The following is a 19,645-nucleotide window of genomic DNA, read 5'->3' as shown; positions in this document are numbered from 1 at the left end:
CCTCTCGTCCTGATTTCTCATTCATTATATCCAAAAAATGTTAGATAAGATTATACAATTTAGTATAAAGAACAAGTTCATTATACTATTACTTACCTTGGCTCTTATAGCTTGGGGAAGTTTTTCACTCAAAAATTTACCGCTAGATGCACTTCCTGACATCACTAATAATCAGGTTCAAATTATTACTACTGCTCCTACTCTTGCTAGTCAAGAAGTAGAACAATTGATTACCTATCCGATAGAGCAATCATTAAAAACAATTCCAAAAGTAATAGAACTTCGTAGTATTTCTCGTTTTGGTTTATCAGTAGTTACCGTTGTCTTTGAAGAGGATGCTGATACTTATTGGGCACGTGAGCAAGTGTTTCAAAGATTAAAACAAGCAGAAGAAAACATCCCTAAATATGCTGGAACGCCAGAATTGGCTCCAATTACAACAGGTCTTGGAGAAATTTACCAATACGATGTTTATGCAAAAAAAGGATACGAAAATAAATATAACGCAACCAGTTTAAGAACAATTCAAGATTGGATTATTGTACCTCAATTACAAGGTGTAAAAGGTGTTGCCGAGGTAAGTACTTGGGGGGGTAGCGTAAAACAATACGAAATTGCCGTTGATCCAAACCGATTAAATAGTGTTGGAGTTACTATAACTGAAATTTTTGATGCCCTCGAAAAAAACAATCAAAATACAGGTGGTGCCTACATCGAAAAAGATGAGTTTGCTTATTTCATTCGTGGTGTCGGAATGGCTTCTGGAATAAAAGACATAGGAAACATTGTTATTAAAAACAGAAATGCTACTCCTATTTTAGTCCGTGACGTAGCAACAGTACAATTAGGAAATGCTATTCGTTTTGGAGCTACTACCAAAGATGGAAAAGGCGAAATTGTAGGAGGCTTAACGCTAATGCTAAAAGGTGAAAACTCTAAAGCAGTTGTAGAGCGTGTGAAAGAAAAAATGGTTGAGATAAACAAAATGCTCCCCGAAGGTGTAGTTGCAGAAGCATTTATTGACCGAAGCAAATTAGTCGATAATGCCATCGGAACCGTTACCAAAAACTTACTTGAAGGAGCGTTAATTGTAATTTTTGTACTGATATTATTCTTAGGAAATCTCCGTGCAGGATTAATTGTTGCCTCAGTAATTCCACTGGCAATGTTATTTGCAGTAATCTTAATGAATGCATTTGGTGTAAGTGGAAATCTAATGAGCTTGGGAGCAATCGACTTTGGAATTATAGTTGATGGAGCAGTGATTATTGTCGAAGCTACGATGCATCATTTACAAAAACTCAAGAAAAAAAGAGAATTAACTCAATCTGAAATGGATACTGAAGTATATGCTTCGGCTTCTAAAATCAGAAATAGCGCTGCTTTTGGTGAAATAATTATCTTAATTGTATATCTGCCAATATTAGCATTGGTTGGTACCGAAGGAAAAATGTTTAAACCAATGGCAATGACGGTCGGCTTTGCAGTTATGGGAGCTTTTATATTATCGCTTACCTATGTTCCTATGATGAGTGCACTGTTTTTATCAAAAAACACTGAGCATAAGCCAAACTTTAGCGACCGAATGATGGCTTGGTTTGAAAAAATATATGCTCCTTTTTTAAACAAAGCATTACAATTCAAAAAAGCTGTTCTTGGTATTGCCGTTACCCTATTTCTTTTAGCACTTGTAATTTTTCAGAACATGGGAGGAGAGTTTATTCCAACTATCGAAGAAGGAGATCTAGCTATTAATGCTACTATTATGACAGGAAGTTCTTTAACTCAAATGATAAAAACAACAACCGAATATGAGAAAATGCTTAAAGCAAAATTCCCTGAAATTAAAACCATCGTAACCAAAATTGGAAGTGGAGAAATTCCAACAGACCCAATGCCCATAGAAAGTGGCGATTTGATCATTGTTTTAAAAGACAAAAAAGAATGGACCAGTGCCGACAACTGGCAAGATTTGGCTCACATGATGAAAGAAGAAATGGAAAAAATTCCTGGAGCCAATATCGAAGTTTCTCAGCCTATACAAATGCGTTTTAATGAATTAATGACCGGAAGTCGTAGTGATATTGCTATAAAAATATTTGGTGACAATCTTGATGTATTAGAAAGGAAAGCCAATGAATTGATTTCAAAAATTAATAAAATTGAAGGTATTGGAGACCTTAAAGCCGATAAAGTAAGTGGATTACCTCAAATTACTATTAAATACGATTATGATAAAATTGCATTGTATGGTTTAAACATAGAGGATTTAAATAAGATACTTCGTTCTTCTTTTGCAGGAGAAGCTGCTGGTAAAATTTACGAAGAAAATAGACGATTTGATATTGTTGTTCGAATGAACAAAGACAATCGTAATGACATTAACGATGTGAGTAATTTATTTATTCCGCTACCAAGTGGACAACAAGTGCCTTTATCGCAAGTCGCAACTGTAGATTATGAACAAGGTCCTGTACAAGTAATTCGTGAAGACGGAAAGCGTAGAATAACAATAGGGCTGAATGTTCGTGGCCGTGATGTAAAAAGTGTTGTAGAAGAAATTCAACAAAAGCTTGATAAAAACTTCAAACTTCCGGCTGGATATTATGTCACTTACGGAGGACAGTTTGAAAACCTAATCGAAGCAAACAAGCGTCTTTCTGTTGCGCTACCTATTGCATTGAGTCTAATTTTAGTTTTACTTTATTTTACTTTCAAAAGCACCAAACAAGCGGCGTTAATCTTTACTGCAATTCCGCTTTCAGCAATTGGAGGAGTATTTGCATTATGGTTGCGTGGAATGCCTTTTAGTATTTCGGCTGGAATTGGTTTTATCGCTTTATTTGGAATTGCCGTTTTAAATGGAATTGTATTGATATCCTATTTTAATCAACTTAAAACCGAAGGAATTACCGATCCATTGCAACGTGTTTTAATTGGAACTAAAACAAGATTACGCCCTGTTTTAATGACTGCTGCTGTAGCTTCTTTAGGCTTCTTACCAATGGCTTTATCTACAAGTGGAGGTGCCGAAGTACAAAAACCACTAGCAACAGTTGTAATAGGTGGCTTATTCTCGGCTACATTACTAACATTAATAGTTTTGCCAATACTTTACTTATTATCAGAAAGAGTAATCAAAAGAAAAACAACAATGACAAAATCTATAGTAACAGTACTTTTATTACTGGTTAGCAGTTTTTCTTTTGCACAAAACAGCAAACCTATCGGATTGGATAAGGCAATCGAAATGGCTAAAAATAATAGCATTAATTTAAAAATTGCTGATAAAGAAATAGAAAAACAAACAGTTCTTAAAAAAACAGCGTTTCAGCCCGACCCATTGCAAATAGAATATCAGGGCGGGCAATCTAATAGTAACGTGTACGACAGTAATATTTCGGTACAACAATATTTCCCTATCGGAAAAATTACCAAAGCCAACCGACAATTGCAGGAAGAACTAGTAAAACTTGCCGAAAAGCAAAAGGCTTTGTCTGAATATGAAATTGAAAAAGCAGTAACATTAGCTTATTATCAGTACCTATATGGTCTTTCTGTACAAAAACTGAATACCGAATTATATAATGTATATGCTTTATTTTTAAAAAATGCTGAACTTCGTTTTAAAACTGGAGAAAGTGGAAATATAGAAGTAATTAGTGCAAAAGCTAAATCTAAAGAAATTGAAACTCAGAAAGTACAATTGGACTACGATTTGGCTATTTATCAGAAGCAATTACAGTTTTTTGTTCAAACAAAAGAAAACATTATACCTGATAGTAATACACCACTTCAATTTACTTCTCTTACCGAAGATAACAAATCGAAGGTAGAAGGTTTAATGAACGATTATTATCAGCAACAAATTTCGGTTTTCCAAAAAGAAGCCAATACGTTTAAAGCGCAACGAACACCTAAATTAGGTTTAGGCTATTTTGCTCAAACCATTGATGCTAAATCTTCATTTCAAGGATTTACTGCAGGTTTACAAATTCCGTTATTTGGAGGTGTAAATACAGCTAAAGCCAAAGCTGCTTCGATAAGTATTACACAATCGCAACTGGAATTAGAGAAAAATCAATTTTCCCTAGAATTACAAATGCAGGAATTGAAAAACGAATTTGAAAAACAGGAAAAAGGATTACATTATTACCAAATTGAAGGTTTACTTTATGCCGAACAAATTATTACAACAGCACAAAAAAGTTATGCTAACGGAGATATGAGTTATTGGACATATATCAGTTTTTTAAATCAAGCAATTGACATCAAAAAACAATATGCCGAAACTTTGAACACATACAATCAAAGCGCTATTCGATTACAATTTCCATCAATTTCCAATAACTAATATTCACTACAATGAAAAATATAAAAAATATAATAAGCCACACTACTACTCTACTTCCAATTGCTTTTTTAATGTTGATTTTAACATCATGCAACGAGAAAAAAACCGAAGAAACTCATGATGAAGAAGAGAAAGCAGAAACTGAAGTAGCCTTAACTGAAGCACAATTTAAAACTGTTGGTATTCAGTTTGGTAAAGTAGAAAACCGCAACCTAAAAACCATTATTAAAGCCACTGGATATACAACTGTTCCTCCTCAAAATTCAGCTAAAATTGCTACATTACTTGGTGGTACAGTTAAAGACATCTTTGTTTTAGAAGGTACTTTTGTAAATAAAGGAAAAGTTCTGGCAACCATCCAAAATCTGGAAGTTGTAGGAATGCTTGAGGATTATAAATCGGCTACAGCTAATATCGAATATTTACAATTAGAATACAACCGTCAGAAAACATTGGCTGATGAAAATGTAAATCCTCGAAAAATATTTCAGGAGGTAAAAGCTAAACTAGCTGTAGAAAGAACGAGAGCTCAAGCTGCAAAAAGCAGATTACAGGCATTAAATGTAAGTCCATCTAGCAACAGCGCTTTAATTCCAATCATATCTCCTATAAGTGGCTATGTAGGTGAAATAAACATTGCCAAAGGGGCGTTTGCGGAAACCGGAATTACTTTATTTGAAGTTTCTGATAACAGCCAAATGCACTTGGATTTAAACGTATATGAAAAAGATTTAGGATCGATTTCGATTGGTCAGGAAGTCGATTTTATCTTAACCAATCAGTCTAATAAATCGATAAAAGGAAAAATATTTGGTATCAATAAATCATTCTCTAACGAAAGTAAAACAGTAGCCGTTCACGCAAAAATAAATCCAGATGACGCCAAAGATCTAATCTCTGGAATGTATGTTTCTGCCAACATCAACCTAGATAAAGCAACTGTTCCTGCTTTACCAAAAGGGGCTATTGTAAAAAATGGAGACAAATTTTTTATCTACATAAAAGAAAATGCACATCCTAAAAAAGACACAAAACACGATCATGAAAATGAATCTGAGGGAGCGCATGAAGAAGGACAAGGAGAAATACATTTTAAAGCAATAGAAGTTATTCCTGGTACTACCGATATGGGATATACCGAAATAAAATTTGTAACTTCAATCCCTGAAAATAGTCAAATTGTTACACAAGGTGCTTTCTACTTATTAGCAGCTCAAAAAGGTGGTGGAGAACACACGCATTAAAAAAATTAAAATGAATAATAAGCAACATTGGGAAAATGTATTCACAACCAAAACTCCAAATGAGGTAAGTTGGACTCAAGAATACCCTAAAACTGCAATAGATTATATAGAAGGTTTAAAACTATCAAAAACTGCCAATATCATTGATGTTGGTGGTGGCGATAGTAACTTAGTGGATGCTTTGCTAGAGAAAGGATATCTAAATATCTGGGTATTGGATATTTCGGGAACAGCATTAGAAAAAGTAAAAATGCGCTTAGGAGAAAAAGCAAATTCAGTACACTGGATTGTTTCTGATATTACCGAATTTATTCCCGATGTAAAATTTGACTTTTGGCACGACAGAGCTGTTTTTCATTTTTTAACTGATAATGAAAATATCCAAAAATATACCTCTATTATAACTAATGCAGTCAATCCTAATGGGCATTTTTTATTAGGAGCTTTTTCAGAAAATGGACCATTAAAATGTAGCGGATTAGAAATAAAACAATATTCTGAAAAGGAAATGAAAAATAATTTTCAAAATAATTTTGAAGTATTAAAATGTTTTACCGAAAATCATATTACACCATTTAACACAACACAAAATTTTCAATTTTGTGGCTTTATAAAAAAATAAACATGGAACATCAACATAAACCCGACGAGAATAACAAGGAGGGAGTAGATTGTAAAACGCCCAACAAAAACTCTTCAAAAAAAGGGCACTCAGGATGCTGTTCACACGATGAGCCAGAAACTCATGATGATCATGACGGACACGACCATTCTGGAGGAGACCAAACAGTTTTTCAGATGTTTGCTCCAGCCATAATTAGTTTTGTTTTATTGATTATTGCTATCGTTTTTGATAATTATTTACCGCAAAGCTGGTTTACAGGCTGGATACGTACAATTTGGTATATAATCGCTTATTTACCCGTTGGTTTCCCTGTACTTAAAGAAGCATTAGAAAGTGCCCGAAAGGGTTCTTTCTTTTCGGAGTTTTTACTCATGAGTATTGCTACAATTGGAGCTTTTGCTATTGGTGAATACCCCGAAGGAGTTGCAGTAATGTTGTTTTATGCTATTGGCGAAACTTTCCAAACATTGGCAGTTACCAGAGCAAAAGCAAATATTAAAACACTATTAGACCAACGTCCTGACGAAGTTACTATTTTAGAAAACAATCAGCCAAAAATCATCAAGGCAAAAAGTGTGCAAATCGGATCTATAATTCAGCTTAAACCTGGAGAAAAATTAGGTCTTGATGGCGAATTGCTTTCAGACACTGCTTCGTTTAATACAGCAGCTTTAACGGGTGAAAGCAAACCTGACACCAAAAGTAAAGGCGAAAGTGTTTTGGCAGGAATGATTAATCTAAATTCGGTTGCCCAAGTACGAGTTACAGCTTTATATACCGATAGTAAATTATCTAAGATTCTAGAAATGGTTCAGGATGCAACTGCAAAAAAAGCACCTACAGAACTATTCATTCGTAAATTTGCTAAAATCTATACTCCCATTGTAGTATATTCGGCTATTGCTATTTGTTTATTACCTTACTTATTTGTAGATGATTACATTTTTAGAGATTGGTTATACAGAGCCTTAGTATTCTTAGTTATTTCTTGTCCTTGTGCCTTAGTTATTTCTATTCCGCTGGGTTATTTTGGAGGAATTGGAGCCGCTAGTAAAAACGGAATCCTATTTAAAGGTTCTAGTTTTCTAGATATCATGGCAGCTATAGAAGTTGTTGTAATGGACAAAACAGGAACATTGACTAAAGGTGTTTTTAATGTTCAAAAAGTAGTTGCAATAGGCATTCCTGAAGCTGATTTAGTAAAATACACGGCAGCACTCGAAACCAAATCAACACATCCTGTGGGAACTGCTATTATCGAATATGCAAAAGGTTCTGAAAAAAGCGTTTCAGTTACCGATGTAGAAGAAATCGCTGGTCATGGTTTAAAAGGAAAAGTTGATGGAAATGAAATCTTAGCTGGTAATGTCAAACTAATGAAAAAATTCAATATTAGCTATGACCCTGAGATTGATACTACTCCATTTACCATAATCGTTGTTGCCATCAACCAAAAATATGCAGGTTATTTTTTAATCGCTGATGAAATTAAGGAAGATGCTAAACAAGCAATTCAAAGTTTGCATAGTATAAACGTAAAGACAGTTATGCTTTCGGGTGATAAAACTGCTGTTGTTAATGCTGTAGCAAAAGAACTGAATATCGATGAAGCTTACGGAGATTTATTACCGGAGAACAAAGTCGAGAAAGTAAAAGCTCTAAAAGATAAAAACCTAAAAATTGCTTTTGTTGGCGATGGTGTAAATGATGCTCCAGTTGTTGCACTTGCTCATGCAGGAATTGCAATGGGTGGTTTAGGAAGCGATGCTACAATTGAAACTGCTGATATTGTTATCCAAAACGATCAACCAACAAAAATTTATACTGCTATAAACATTGGTAAAAAAACCAAACAAATCGTTTGGCAAAACATCACTTTAGCATTTGTTGTAAAAGCCGTTGTATTGGTACTTGGTGCCGGAGGTTTAGCAACGATGTGGGAAGCCGTTTTTGCCGATGTTGGAGTTGCTTTACTTGCGATATTAAATGCTGTACGAATTCAAAGAATGAAATTTTAAACAGCTTATTCTATAGTAAAAGGGCGTTTATACGATTTTGTATAGACGCCCTTTTTTATTTTGAAAAATATAATTCCAAAATTAGTTCCTCTGCTTACGCAATCTTCCTGATCATTGACATAAACTATTTCTTATATTAGCTCAATATATAATAGGCTTGAGAGAGCCGAAAAAAAGTAATGTGAAATCAGGCAATTTTGGCAACAAAACAATAAACCTATTGAGATTTGGTCATTAAAAGTTTTCGAGCAAAAATTAAATTATATTCATAGTAATTCTATCTAAACAGGTTTTGTAAAAAATTCAATAGATTGCAAATTATAATTCAATATATCAAGGCAGTACACCTTCTTACAGCATTTTAATCGACATAAATAAATGGAAATAACATATACCAATCTATACGGAAAAACACTTACTGCACAACAAATTGAATCAAGTGACATTTTTATTAAAATATTTAAAGAAGATAATAGACTTAGAAAAAAAGAATTTTATGAAAACAATGTACTTTTTAATCAACTAAATTATATTGAATTAGGTAGTTCGCATCAAGATTTATTATTACAGAATACTGAGTTAATTGGAATAATTGAAATTGAAGATATTGATGCTAACTATACCAAATTTCATTGTTTTACTTATTTCAATAAAATACTTGAGAGTAAGGAATTAGAAATTGAATCAAATGGAGTAATAATAATATCACAAGACTTAAATATTCAAACAAATATTCCTATTTATAATAAAACATATAAATATTATGAAAATCAAGAAGAAGGTTATGAATTTGAATTTCAACATTATAGTTCAGGTGAACTAGCTTCTGTAATTGTATCAAACAGAGTAAAACAGTTCCTTGAGCAATATAGATTTAGCGAATTAAATCTAATTCCTAATTTTGAATGGTGGGATCAGTATTCTTCTTACTACTTGAATGCTGAGCCAGCAATACCTAATGGAATTGTTATTGCATAGGTCATTTATTATATATCTATCTCGACACCCGATTCACAAAGCGTTCGCAATTGCTGTGCATTCCATGATAAAAACTGCGTTCCCAATTTTTTAATATTAAACAAATTTATATGAATCAAAATATTATTAACCTGTACAAAATTGAATTTATAAATAAAATATCTCAATATGACCAAAAAATCACTAAAATATCTAATTTAAAAAATGATACTTTTAGCGCATTTTTGTTTGATTGGAATGCTGATGAAATCAATAAACTCCTTTTACCTGATATTGAAGAAGCTTTATCAAGTGCTACTAGCGAAATTGAAAATGGAAGCGAAACAATTAGCATAATATTATATCAAGACAAAGTTCATTTTTATGATGATAATGGATTCACTTATCAGATTACTACAAAAGATTTTAAAGAAATAGTAATAGGTTGGAGAGATTTTTTATTAACTCCACCATTAAATGGAAATAAAGTCTAATGGAAATACAATATAAAAACATTTCTGACAAATTAATCACTGTTCAACAGGCAGAATTAGAAGGGGCTCATTATAAAGAGTATCTCCAAAATGGAATAGTTAAAATAATAGAAGATAAACTTTACTCGAAAATTGAATCTGTCATTTATTATAAAGACCATGGAGAAACTGATGAAGAAATTTTCACCAAATATAAAGATATACTAACTATTACGGCATTATATATAAAAACTAGAGATAATCAAACACACCCTCCTTATATTATAGAAACTAAAGAAATTTTCTGGAAAGAAGGAGAAACATTTGTTAATCAGCAAGTAACAACAAAAGAACTAATAGATCCTTCAGGCCGAATAGGCGCATGGGAAGGATTTAATCATGAATTAGCCCCAACAGACTCAGAATATCGAGGAATAGGAAAAATATTTTATTTTGGAGCTAAGAACAATGACTATGCATATGAAATTCCTAATTTATCAACAGGATACCAAGGATATGGAAATTCTTTTGAAGTAGCTAGATTTGATCCTGGATTAAGTGATGATGATCAGGACATCGAGCTTTTTGATCGAAATGAGACTATATCATATTTAAGTAACTATTCTCAAAATATTGTAGATTGGCTCCTAAATGATGAATTTTTGCCTCCTATATCTTTTTAATGACTAAAAACAAAAAGTCTATTAAGTGAAGTCCAATTTAACTAGTTTAAAAAACTTTGCTCTTCTTTAAGTTCTAAATACAAACAACAATAACACAGAAAATCATTTTCTGTGTCCAAAAAGATTATTAAACAATGTCTGTTAAATAATCATTCCCTGCTGACGCAAACGTCTCACTCGTGAATATAAGAAAATTGGACAGAGGACATTTTTTTGATGATTGGTTGAAAAATAATGTTTTAGGATACAATAGAAATATTGTTGCAGAACCAGAAAATATAATAATAATAATAATAATGCAAACTTGTGCTGATTGCTTTTATATTACAGATTTAATAACGTTCATAAAATAATAAAATATGATAAGAATTAATTTTAATGATGATAGTATTGAAATAAAACATCCAGATGCAGGAGGAGGAAGTACTTACTTTTATCAAGGAGTTCCCTTTACAGGAATTATTGAAGAATTTCATAATAATGGAAACCTTATAGGTGAAATCGAAGTAAAAAACGGTTATACTGATGGCCGTATTGTACATTATTATGATAATGGTCAATTACAGGAAGAAAAATTTAAAAAATTCAATAGACTATATAATACTTATAAATACTGGGATGAGCAAGGTAATTTAATTCTGCATATTATTCATGATAATAATGGAGATGAGATTCAAAGAGTTATTGGATAATTATCTACATCCCGCTCCACAAAGTGTTCGCAATTGCTGTGTATTCCATGATAAAAACTGCATACGCGATATTTTAATATTAAGGAAAATCATATGAACCAAAATATAATAAATCAATATCAGATATCTTTTATTAATAAAATAATAGACTTTAAAGAATGGGGAAAAGAAATTAGTAAAGTTCCAAAAACTGATGACATTCATTTGACAAACTTTCTAATTAATTATAATCCTAGATGGATTAATGATGTTTTATTACCTGATGTAGAAACAGGCCTCTTAGATCCTAGTAGTGAAATAGAAAACGGCAGTGAGGGTGTTAATATTTCTTCTGCTAAAACTATTGTTACAACCTTACCTGATAAATTTACACAAGATCCGTCTCCTGCGGTATTTAATGGCGGATATAAAATAACTGAGAATGGGGAGTCTTTAATCGCTACAAAAAATAATTTCCAAAATTCAAAAATTTTTAGTGGACCAGGAGGTAATTACTTATCAAATTAAATTTTTTATCGTGTAGCTAAATTAAGAGAAGAATGGATAAAATCAAAATTACCAAATGTAGTAACTAAAGCTACTGGTCACTTTCATGTGGCAATGCTAGCTACAATAGTGTGAACGGAACAACTAAATCTTTTGTAAATTCGTCTACAAAAAATTTAATAGATAAAATTAAAACGGCAATTAATCAAGGGATAACTGGGATATGAAAAATACAGCAATATTATATTTTAGCTTTATATCATTTTTATTTTATAGCTGTAAACCTTTGTCGGTTCCAAAATCATATGATTATAATTATTATATTTTCAACACAGCTACAATTAAAAGCTTTGCTCCAATTGTATACAATAAAAATAAAAATTTACTATTAAAAACAGATAAAGCAAAATACAATTTCGATCCATCTTTTTACAAAAAACAATTTGATTTTATAAAAAATAAGGATACAATGAATATATATTGTTTCTGCCTTGATGCAAACAATTATTATTTTAAAGATCTTGAGTTCAAAAAAGGTTCTTACTTCCTGAATATTCAAAAAAAATTGACAGAAATAAAAGGAGGCGACTTAATAGTTTCTAAAAAAATAAAATCTATAATATTCAAAGATTATTACAAAAATAATGACAATATACAACAGAAAGATCTTCTTTTAAATAATATGACTTTTAATGTTATTGACTTTTCAGACTCATTAAATATACAATTAGTTCCTATGAGTTTTGATGAGTTTAGGGATAATCGTTTTTTACCTAAAACTACAAATAGTGGGAACAATCAATAGCAAAACTATCATATGATTTTTTTCAACAAACTCCTTCACAAATCTTTAAATGCGGGAGTTAATATCTAATCGATAGACTTGTTCAGTAAATTAAATAAACATAATTAAAACACATATTATTTTCTATCTCTCAATGAATAAAATTTAAATAACATCTACTAATGAAGTAGAAAATTATAAACTAATGGATTCCACATATTACGAGATTAATAATCAAGAAGGAACTTACATTACAAGTTCCTCCTGGTTCTCCATTGCCCTTTTCTAACAATAAATATCAGGTTTCATTAATTACAAATCTTTTAAAATAAACCAGATAAAGCAAATAATGGAGCATCAAATACCCAAAAAAATAGGATACAAATAATAACATAAATAGTATTAAAGACTATGCCAACAACGTCAACGAATTATAAATACTATCCCGCTTTATCAGATTTGATAAAGCCAGAGGACTTACCCGATTTTTTAATTTTATTAAAGATGACCTTCAAGGAGTTTTTGACAAAATATACTATAAAGATTACGTAAGGCAAACATGAGTACTGCTAAAGTTGTTCTTGTAAAAATTTTGACGGATATGACTAAGTCAGGGATGCCTGACTCTGATTATTATCCTAATTTTATAGGTAAAAATAAAATAAAACGATTAAAAGACACCTTATTTCAATCATTTGTATATGTCGAAAATTTAGAAACAAGTAAATTTACATTAAACATGTCAGAGGTTCCTGGATTTCAAAAAAATGGTACTTATTATAAAAGAAAAAATAAATGATGTAGAAGTAGATATGGAATATATTCATAATCTTGACAAAAATGGAATGGTGCCAGGAATACAAGATGTTTTAATTGCTAAACTAAATAAAGAAGCACCTCAATTTAGAGATTATATAAAAGTGTTTATTTTGCCGTTAATAGACTAAATTCTGACAACAAACCATTAATGGGAAGGTCAAATGGCATAGGGTCCAAAGCATGTGTAATATACAAAAGACGCAATATACCAGTTCTTATACATGAATTCTTGCACACAATAGACTTATGTCACACACATATAGATGAAAATGGTCTAATAGAAAACCCTCATCAAAAATATGTTTATCCCAAATATAATGCTGATCCAGATAGTGGTCCTCTACATACTACAGATAATATTATGAGCTACAATTTTAATAAAATGAAGTCAACATGGAAAAGGCAGTGGAAAATACTTAAATCAATATGAAATAAAACAATATGAAAAAATTAATCCTTCTATTGATGGGCGTTTGTCTTTTACCAGTAAACTGTAAAAGTCAGGATCGTAACCATAATCCCGTAAATAAAAATAATATCACGAATAAAAAATTAGATGAAAAAATTATAAAGTCACTTCTCCCATTAATAGTAGGCAAAATTGTAAACGATACACTTTTCTTCTTAGGTCAAAACTCTGCAATTAATACTATGAATGATACGTATGTCTACATAACAAAGCCGATTAATAAAAATTTCAAAAAGATATTTGTTTATGACAAGAATACACTCATGCTTAAAAGCGAAGGAGAACTTTTTACTTCAATGCCTATTGGAATTTATAAATTTTATGATGAGAAAGGAAACCTTATCAAAAAAATTGATTACGAAAAAGGCTTTGAGAACTTTACTATAAATGATCTATTGCTTAAAGTAAAAAAAGAATTTAAAATTAACTTAAATGATCCGATAAATGAATTGTCGGTTAGCAGAGATATTGGAAAAAAAGATAAAATTCCAATATATGTAGTTAGAATTCCTGTCACAATTGATTCGTTAATAAAAATAAGATTTATTGGCATAAATGGAATTACTGGAGATATTGCTTATGATAGAGTTTTTAAAGATGTTCAATGGGGAGACGATTAATTAACCACGACTTCCAACGTACCTTTTTGTTTCTCTAATGAACCATCTAGTCTTCCATTATTTTTAATATAAAAATGATTTCACTACAATTTTATATTCTGAGTGAATTTTGTTAAAACAAGTTTCTTAAGCTCTAATTAAAAGTTCCTGCAAAGCGAAACATTTACATAGTAATAATAAGCAAATAATGAAATTGCTTTGCTCCTATTCCTAAACTTTCTCAAGTGAAAATTCACAAAAAAACGCTAGAAGAAAGTAGGATCCGTTAAAATCTAAGCTTACACAATTATTATAAAAACTTTCTACTAACAAGCAGAAAGTTTTTATAATAATCCCAGCAAATACAATTACCCTCGACAAGAAACTTGTACTACAAGTTTCCTTAGCTTTCAATTGGATTATTTGAAATCCAAAAATCAACTCATACTGGCTCTTTTCTAACTCTTCGTTTTTAATTAGACGCCAGTTATTTTTTTCGATAGCACAAAAATTAATAAACACTTTTAAAAAGCTACTTTACATAGTTGTAAAGCAAACGAACAGTTGTTTTTTTTCTACTCAAAAATCGATCAAATTTGCTAAGAACAAACCAATAGATAAGCTTAAAAAAATTGATCTAAGTAATAAAAATATGATAATTGATAGCGAAATTGAAGCTGTTTTTAAACAAGGAAATTATATGACTTTTAGTCATAGTAATGATGGATCTTTTAAAGCTTGGACTAACACTGAATTATTTATATATCAAAAATTGATATTAATTTCGAGCATGGTGGATATAATAAGGATGATATTACGTTTTTGGGTTCATTCCATCTCTATCAACAAATTTCATTTACAGGATTTGAAACTAATCTTGATTTAATGATTCCCAAATCGGCAACAGTACCCGCTTTTCTATTTCATTTTATTGAAGAATACGATCGCTTGGCAGATTTTGATGCTGGAATTTCATTAGCTATTGATTCAACAACTGATGCATTATTAATATACTTTACTGGAGGAGCTAGTGTATTGAGAGATTTACAGTATTTAAAACACACGGCAAAGATTGGCAGGGCTTTACAGAATGGTTTATCTGCAACTGAGGCTGTCGAAGTTTGGAGAGGATTTGAAGTGGGAAGTGAAATTATAACTATCACAGCTGGAGTTTTAGCACAAACAAATAGTTACTTAATAGCTAGTGAAAACAACTTAGAAAAAAGAAAAATTATTAAAAAATATCAAAAATTTATAATTACTACAATGTTTTTGGCTGGTGGAGCCTCAGTAACAGTGAAAGAGGTTTAAATTTACAGATTATATCTGTATTCAAAGAAGAACCGATGACTTAATTAAATATATTGATGAACCAAGTATTAAACCAATATTAACTTCGTTAAGTCATGAAAAAAAACTTAATTTTATTGATACCTTAGGTGATACAGCACTTGGTTTAAGTTTCAGGATAAAGCAAATTCAATATCTCCAGACAATTGGATGGGGTTAATTAATAGACAAAAAAAGATTCCGCCGATAATAACACCACAAGATGAAGAAATACTAGCAAAAGGACATTTTAAAGCAAAATAAAATTATGAAAACAATTGATTTAAGTACAATAAATCCCTACGGATTAACAGAAGCAATACTAATTGAAAAAAAAGTCACTAACGAAATTGTTTTTAAAGTAAAAATTTTTAATACAAGCTTCAATAAAATAGTTGATTGGGTACCATTACATTCAAATTCTAATGTAAATAGTTTAGTTTATCTTTTGAATACAGATTTATATTTTGCTTCAGAATTTACAAAGATTAATCAACTACAAGAGTTTTTTGATCAACTTTTATCTATTAATGAACATATTGATTCTACAATAATAGAAGAATATAATGCCATTAAGCAAATATGTGAATCAGCTCTACAAAATGGGAATTCTCTATTTTTAAAATTGGATGATTAATTATCAGAAATATCTCGCCCCACTAACGTATGAATCGTGTTTTTAATTTTATACCAAGCCAAATTCATTTGATTTTTTTGGTTGAAAAATGGAAATTCCCCACGCTGACATGAGTATCTTGCACATGAACTAAAATTGTTTCCTAATATTAGCTCAAAAAAAGAAATGAGTAGAAAACACAAATTTAGAGAAAAGACTCGTGTTTATTTTATCAGTTTTACTACTGTCTATTGTATAGATATACTTACAAGAGCAGAATACTTTGGAAATGTTATTGAGTCATTAGGTTATTATCGTAAGCATAACTCTTTGGATATTACATCATGCCTAATTCCATTTATTTTTTAAATTAGAAGATAAAATCTTTAGAGTTCTATTTCTGGACATGAGTAAGGTGCTCACACTAAAAGGCGTAAAGTTAGAATACATATAAAATCTACACAATAAAGTTACCCCAAAGCATAAAATAACTTTTACAAACCTAAAATTTAAGCCATCTAAAGGGACTTTTTTATAAAAGTTCCTCATTCATTTGCTACATATAAAGCTTCACAATTTGCGAAATTTACTTATGATCATTGGGCTACTGATAATATCATGGACTATTCAGATGTTCAATCAACTAATCCTTCTACCTTTACTGTAGGATTACCAACTATATCTCTTTATGATTGTCAAGGTAATATAGCTCATCAATATGTTAATCCTGAACCATAAAAAAGGATAAATTATGAAAAGTAAAATTATTGTGTTAATGCTAATAGCAATTGTATCATGTAGTGGTCAAGAAATAAAATACAACTTTAAACTTACTAAAATAAAAATATCACAACTAAATTCAGACTATAAAAAAGTTGACTTAACTCTATATAATCAATATAAAATTAAGCTCGAAAAATCAAATGAAAATGATTTAGCTATCTCAAATAAATCTAAGAGTAGCTTTAAAAATTATTTTTACAAATCCTATGATTCCTATCATCTAGACGAATATGATAAAAATAAAAAATTAAAAGAAACAAAAGTAAATTTTGACAATAGTGTAGATATCACTGAAAATATTGATGAATATTTTGATTATTATGAAACCTATTTTAGTAATGGAAATATTAAATCTAAATTAATCTCTTCATGGTTAGGATTTAGTGTTGGGAAATCATACAAATATGATGAGAATGGAAATATTCTAGAAGTTAAAGATTGGGATGAAGATTATAAATTTACTTTTAATAATGTTTTAGTCTTTTTGGATAAAATGTCTATCAAAATTCAAAAACCATCACCAATTCAGATTAGTAAAACTAATACTAATGGCATAAAAACATGGAGTATATTATTTCCCAACATTGTAATCAAAAAAAATATAACATATATATTAAGTGGTCTCGACGGCAGTGTTATAAATCAACATGAGGAAAGTTTACCTAGTTTTAAGCATAAAGATTTTTAAAAGAACTTATAAATTAATATATATTCTATTAGTTAGATATCTATCTCTTTAAGACAAAAAAAAGTAAATGTAAAATTACCCAAAAGCAACTTAATTATAACGTTTTCTAATATTTTATTGTCCAACGGAATACTTTAACTTAAAATGTAGTAATATAACTTATGATAATAAATTAATAGCTATAAAACGTAGTTCACTGGTTTCTATCGTTATTAATTGTCTTTTTGCAAATCCTCGAATTATCGGTATCACCTTACTTTGCATTTCTCACTTCAAAAAAGCCTATAAAAGAACTGAATATCGATGAAGCTTACGGAGATTTAATATCAGAGAACAAAGTCGAGAAAGTAACAGCTCTAAAAGATAAAAACCTAAAAATTACTTTTTGTTGTTAAATTAGCACTAACAAGCTTTTATTCAATTGATTCAATGCAGTAATTTGATCTTGCTTTGTGTAAAAGCTTTTTTAACCAAAATTTAATCTACCTACTATGAAACACCTATCAATACTTTATTTTGCATTGTTATCATTTTACATCTCTGCTCAGGAAAAAACAACTCATGCAATAAAAATATATGTAGAAGATGCTGAGACTGGAAAAAATATTGATGATACTAAAATAACTCTTGAAGGCTTTGAGATCCCTGCGATTGTAGCTAAATATGATACAAAAAATAGCTATTATTACTTTAATGAAATTCCAACTGGTTATAATACCATTATGAGCTATCATAAAAAATATAATGAAAAAGGATTTCAAAATGTTGCAGGATTACCGAAGGAGTTGAAGTTACAATTACATACTCCTTTTAGAGTCAAAATCTCTGAAGATACCACTAATTTTTATAAAGAAGACGATTATCGTATTTACATATTATTTAATGATCCTATTTTAAATACATTAAAAAGCTGTCCAGATTTCGATTCGAAATCATTGTGTTTTGCTAAGGAATACATAACAGAATTCTACAAAAATCTCATTGTTAAAGATGAATTAAGTTTTGGGGCTTGGAGCTTAAAAGCTATAGCAGTAGAGAAAAAAAATAAAAAAAAGTTTAAACGATTTAATGATCCCGTAATTAAAAAAATAGCAACTGATAAAAATATTTTTGCAATTTATACCATCCTTCTGCTAACAAAAGATAAACAAAAAACATATTTCGATCAAGATGGAACTCCGAAATATATCCCAAAATATATTAAATATATTCACTGTGATAACCTGACAAATAATTATAAAAGCAATCCGTCTTCAGTAATCAAAGCTTCTGAAGTATCACAACAAGAAAAAAGAAATAATTCTTCTTCAAATATATATAGTGATTTTAAAGAAAAATTAAAAAATGGTCTGATAAAAAACAATATTTATAAACGTAACAAGAAAGAAATTGATCTTTTGTCCAATTCTGATGAAATAAGAATTAATAATGGAGAATTATTAGATAATTTTAATACTAGTGATACAATAGTAGTAAGCTGCCCAAAATTAAATACTATGACAAGCATACCTACTGGGCCAAATTATCTAAAACAATACATAGCCACTTCCGATGTTTTATCATACAATGAAATTACAAATCTTATTTATAAAAGCGGTAAATTTTCCTATCAGATTAATTATGATTTAGATGATATTCTTGAATACAAAAAAGAAAATTTTCTTATTGATCTAAAAGAAACAACAAATAGCGAAATACAAATTTATAAACTAAACAATAATATAGCATCTCCAACAGGTACAATGGATTTAATAGAATATTACAATTTATTAGGAATTAAAGCACTTCAAAAAATCGAAAAAAATATTAAAAAATAATTACAATAAATAACAAATTTTTTAATCCCCTCGCTTGTCCTAAAATAGGTTCCCCCTGCTGACGCGAACGTCTCACTCGTGGATATAAGAAAATTAGACAGGGGACATTTTTTTGATGATTGGTTGAAAAATAATGTTTTAGGATGCAATAGAAATATTGTTGCAGAACCAGAAAATATAATAATAATAATAATAATGCAAACTTGTAC

Annotated in this window: 16 protein-coding genes; all 16 read left to right on the top strand. The window is 30.2% G+C overall.

Features of this window, described 5'->3' with window-relative positions:
• Nucleotides 1–37 precede the first annotated feature (37 nt).
• The 16 genes from LPB87_RS16855 to LPB87_RS16780 all read left to right on the top strand — a co-directional run bounded on the left by LPB87_RS16855 (nucleotide 38) and on the right by LPB87_RS16780 (nucleotide 19,436).
• Nucleotides 38–4,354 carry a CusA/CzcA family heavy metal efflux RND transporter gene (locus tag LPB87_RS16855; RefSeq protein ID WP_230728640.1) on the top strand — a complete coding sequence of 1,439 codons (4,317 nt, stop codon included), beginning with the start codon at nucleotides 38–40 and terminating at the stop codon, nucleotides 4,352–4,354.
• An 11-nt stretch (nucleotides 4,355–4,365) separates the two neighbouring features.
• Entirely contained in the window at nucleotides 4,366–5,598 is a 1,233-nt protein-coding gene (locus LPB87_RS16850; RefSeq protein ID WP_230728639.1) for an efflux RND transporter periplasmic adaptor subunit, read from the top strand.
• A gap of 10 nt (nucleotides 5,599–5,608) precedes the next feature.
• Complete coding sequence (locus LPB87_RS16845; RefSeq protein WP_230728638.1) at nucleotides 5,609–6,220, top strand: class I SAM-dependent methyltransferase; 612 nt, start codon at nucleotides 5,609–5,611, stop codon at nucleotides 6,218–6,220.
• Between the two features lie 2 nt (nucleotides 6,221–6,222).
• Complete coding sequence (locus LPB87_RS16840) at nucleotides 6,223–8,241, top strand: heavy metal translocating P-type ATPase (RefSeq protein ID WP_230728637.1); 2,019 nt, start codon at nucleotides 6,223–6,225, stop codon at nucleotides 8,239–8,241.
• Between the two features lie 378 nt (nucleotides 8,242–8,619).
• A complete protein-coding gene (locus LPB87_RS16835) occupies nucleotides 8,620–9,219 on the top strand; it encodes a hypothetical protein (protein ID WP_230728636.1) in 600 nt (199 codons plus the stop codon).
• Nucleotides 9,220–9,329: 110 nt separating this feature from the next.
• Nucleotides 9,330–9,692 carry a hypothetical protein gene (locus tag LPB87_RS16830; RefSeq protein WP_230728635.1) on the top strand — a complete coding sequence of 121 codons (363 nt, stop codon included), beginning with the start codon at nucleotides 9,330–9,332 and terminating at the stop codon, nucleotides 9,690–9,692.
• Entirely contained in the window at nucleotides 9,692–10,354 is a 663-nt protein-coding gene (locus tag LPB87_RS16825) for a hypothetical protein (protein WP_129537964.1), read from the top strand. Before LPB87_RS16830 ends, LPB87_RS16825 begins: the two co-directional genes overlap by 1 nt.
• Nucleotides 10,355–10,713: 359 nt before the next feature.
• Nucleotides 10,714–11,046, top strand: a complete 333-nt coding sequence (locus LPB87_RS16820) for a hypothetical protein (protein WP_129537963.1) — start codon at nucleotides 10,714–10,716, stop codon at nucleotides 11,044–11,046.
• A 93-nt stretch (nucleotides 11,047–11,139) separates the two neighbouring features.
• Nucleotides 11,140–11,553: a hypothetical protein gene (locus LPB87_RS16815; protein ID WP_129537962.1), complete on the top strand. Its 414-nt coding sequence runs from the start codon at nucleotides 11,140–11,142 to the stop codon at nucleotides 11,551–11,553.
• A gap of 202 nt (nucleotides 11,554–11,755) precedes the next feature.
• Nucleotides 11,756–12,337 (top strand): hypothetical protein, encoded by a 582-nt coding sequence (locus tag LPB87_RS16810; protein WP_230728634.1) that lies wholly within the window; start codon nucleotides 11,756–11,758, stop codon nucleotides 12,335–12,337.
• Between the two features lie 746 nt (nucleotides 12,338–13,083).
• Nucleotides 13,084–13,263: a hypothetical protein gene (locus LPB87_RS16805; protein ID WP_129537959.1), complete on the top strand. Its 180-nt coding sequence runs from the start codon at nucleotides 13,084–13,086 to the stop codon at nucleotides 13,261–13,263.
• 313 nt (nucleotides 13,264–13,576) lie between these two features.
• Nucleotides 13,577–14,224, top strand: a complete 648-nt coding sequence (locus tag LPB87_RS16800; protein WP_129537958.1) for a hypothetical protein — start codon at nucleotides 13,577–13,579, stop codon at nucleotides 14,222–14,224.
• 864 nt (nucleotides 14,225–15,088) lie between these two features.
• Nucleotides 15,089–15,514, top strand: a complete 426-nt coding sequence (locus LPB87_RS16795; protein ID WP_230728633.1) for a hypothetical protein — start codon at nucleotides 15,089–15,091, stop codon at nucleotides 15,512–15,514.
• A 286-nt stretch (nucleotides 15,515–15,800) separates the two neighbouring features.
• A complete protein-coding gene (locus LPB87_RS16790; RefSeq protein WP_129537956.1) occupies nucleotides 15,801–16,169 on the top strand; it encodes a hypothetical protein in 369 nt (122 codons plus the stop codon).
• 730 nt (nucleotides 16,170–16,899) lie between these two features.
• A complete protein-coding gene (locus LPB87_RS16785; RefSeq protein WP_129537955.1) occupies nucleotides 16,900–17,619 on the top strand; it encodes a hypothetical protein in 720 nt (239 codons plus the stop codon).
• Between the two features lie 491 nt (nucleotides 17,620–18,110).
• Nucleotides 18,111–19,436: a hypothetical protein gene (locus LPB87_RS16780; RefSeq protein WP_129537954.1), complete on the top strand. Its 1,326-nt coding sequence runs from the start codon at nucleotides 18,111–18,113 to the stop codon at nucleotides 19,434–19,436.
• The last annotated feature ends 209 nt before the right edge of the window (nucleotides 19,437–19,645 follow it).

This window comes from Flavobacterium sp. EDS (genome assembly GCF_020991525.1).
Taxonomy (GTDB): domain Bacteria; phylum Bacteroidota; class Bacteroidia; order Flavobacteriales; family Flavobacteriaceae; genus Flavobacterium.
This window is presented reverse-complemented; position numbering and strand designations above follow the sequence as displayed.

What these genes read in the sequence shown, in the direction of transcription:
- LPB87_RS16855 (WP_230728640.1), top strand. Translation starts at nt 38, where the DNA reads ATGTTAGATAAGATTATACAATTTAGTATAAAGAACAAGTTCATTATA.
- LPB87_RS16850 (WP_230728639.1), top strand. Translation starts at nt 4,366, where the DNA reads ATGAAAAATATAAAAAATATAATAAGCCACACTACTACTCTACTTCCA.
- LPB87_RS16845 (WP_230728638.1), top strand. Translation starts at nt 5,609, where the DNA reads ATGAATAATAAGCAACATTGGGAAAATGTATTCACAACCAAAACTCCA.
- LPB87_RS16840 (WP_230728637.1), top strand. Translation starts at nt 6,223, where the DNA reads ATGGAACATCAACATAAACCCGACGAGAATAACAAGGAGGGAGTAGAT.
- LPB87_RS16835 (WP_230728636.1), top strand. Translation starts at nt 8,620, where the DNA reads ATGGAAATAACATATACCAATCTATACGGAAAAACACTTACTGCACAA.
- LPB87_RS16830 (WP_230728635.1), top strand. Translation starts at nt 9,330, where the DNA reads ATGAATCAAAATATTATTAACCTGTACAAAATTGAATTTATAAATAAA.
- LPB87_RS16825 (WP_129537964.1), top strand. Translation starts at nt 9,692, where the DNA reads ATGGAAATACAATATAAAAACATTTCTGACAAATTAATCACTGTTCAA.
- LPB87_RS16820 (WP_129537963.1), top strand. Translation starts at nt 10,714, where the DNA reads ATGATAAGAATTAATTTTAATGATGATAGTATTGAAATAAAACATCCA.
- LPB87_RS16815 (WP_129537962.1), top strand. Translation starts at nt 11,140, where the DNA reads ATGAACCAAAATATAATAAATCAATATCAGATATCTTTTATTAATAAA.
- LPB87_RS16810 (WP_230728634.1), top strand. Translation starts at nt 11,756, where the DNA reads ATGAAAAATACAGCAATATTATATTTTAGCTTTATATCATTTTTATTT.
- LPB87_RS16805 (WP_129537959.1), top strand. Translation starts at nt 13,084, where the DNA reads ATGGTACTTATTATAAAAGAAAAAATAAATGATGTAGAAGTAGATATG.
- LPB87_RS16800 (WP_129537958.1), top strand. Translation starts at nt 13,577, where the DNA reads ATGAAAAAATTAATCCTTCTATTGATGGGCGTTTGTCTTTTACCAGTA.
- LPB87_RS16795 (WP_230728633.1), top strand. Translation starts at nt 15,089, where the DNA reads ATGATTCCCAAATCGGCAACAGTACCCGCTTTTCTATTTCATTTTATT.
- LPB87_RS16790 (WP_129537956.1), top strand. Translation starts at nt 15,801, where the DNA reads ATGAAAACAATTGATTTAAGTACAATAAATCCCTACGGATTAACAGAA.
- LPB87_RS16785 (WP_129537955.1), top strand. Translation starts at nt 16,900, where the DNA reads ATGAAAAGTAAAATTATTGTGTTAATGCTAATAGCAATTGTATCATGT.
- LPB87_RS16780 (WP_129537954.1), top strand. Translation starts at nt 18,111, where the DNA reads ATGAAACACCTATCAATACTTTATTTTGCATTGTTATCATTTTACATC.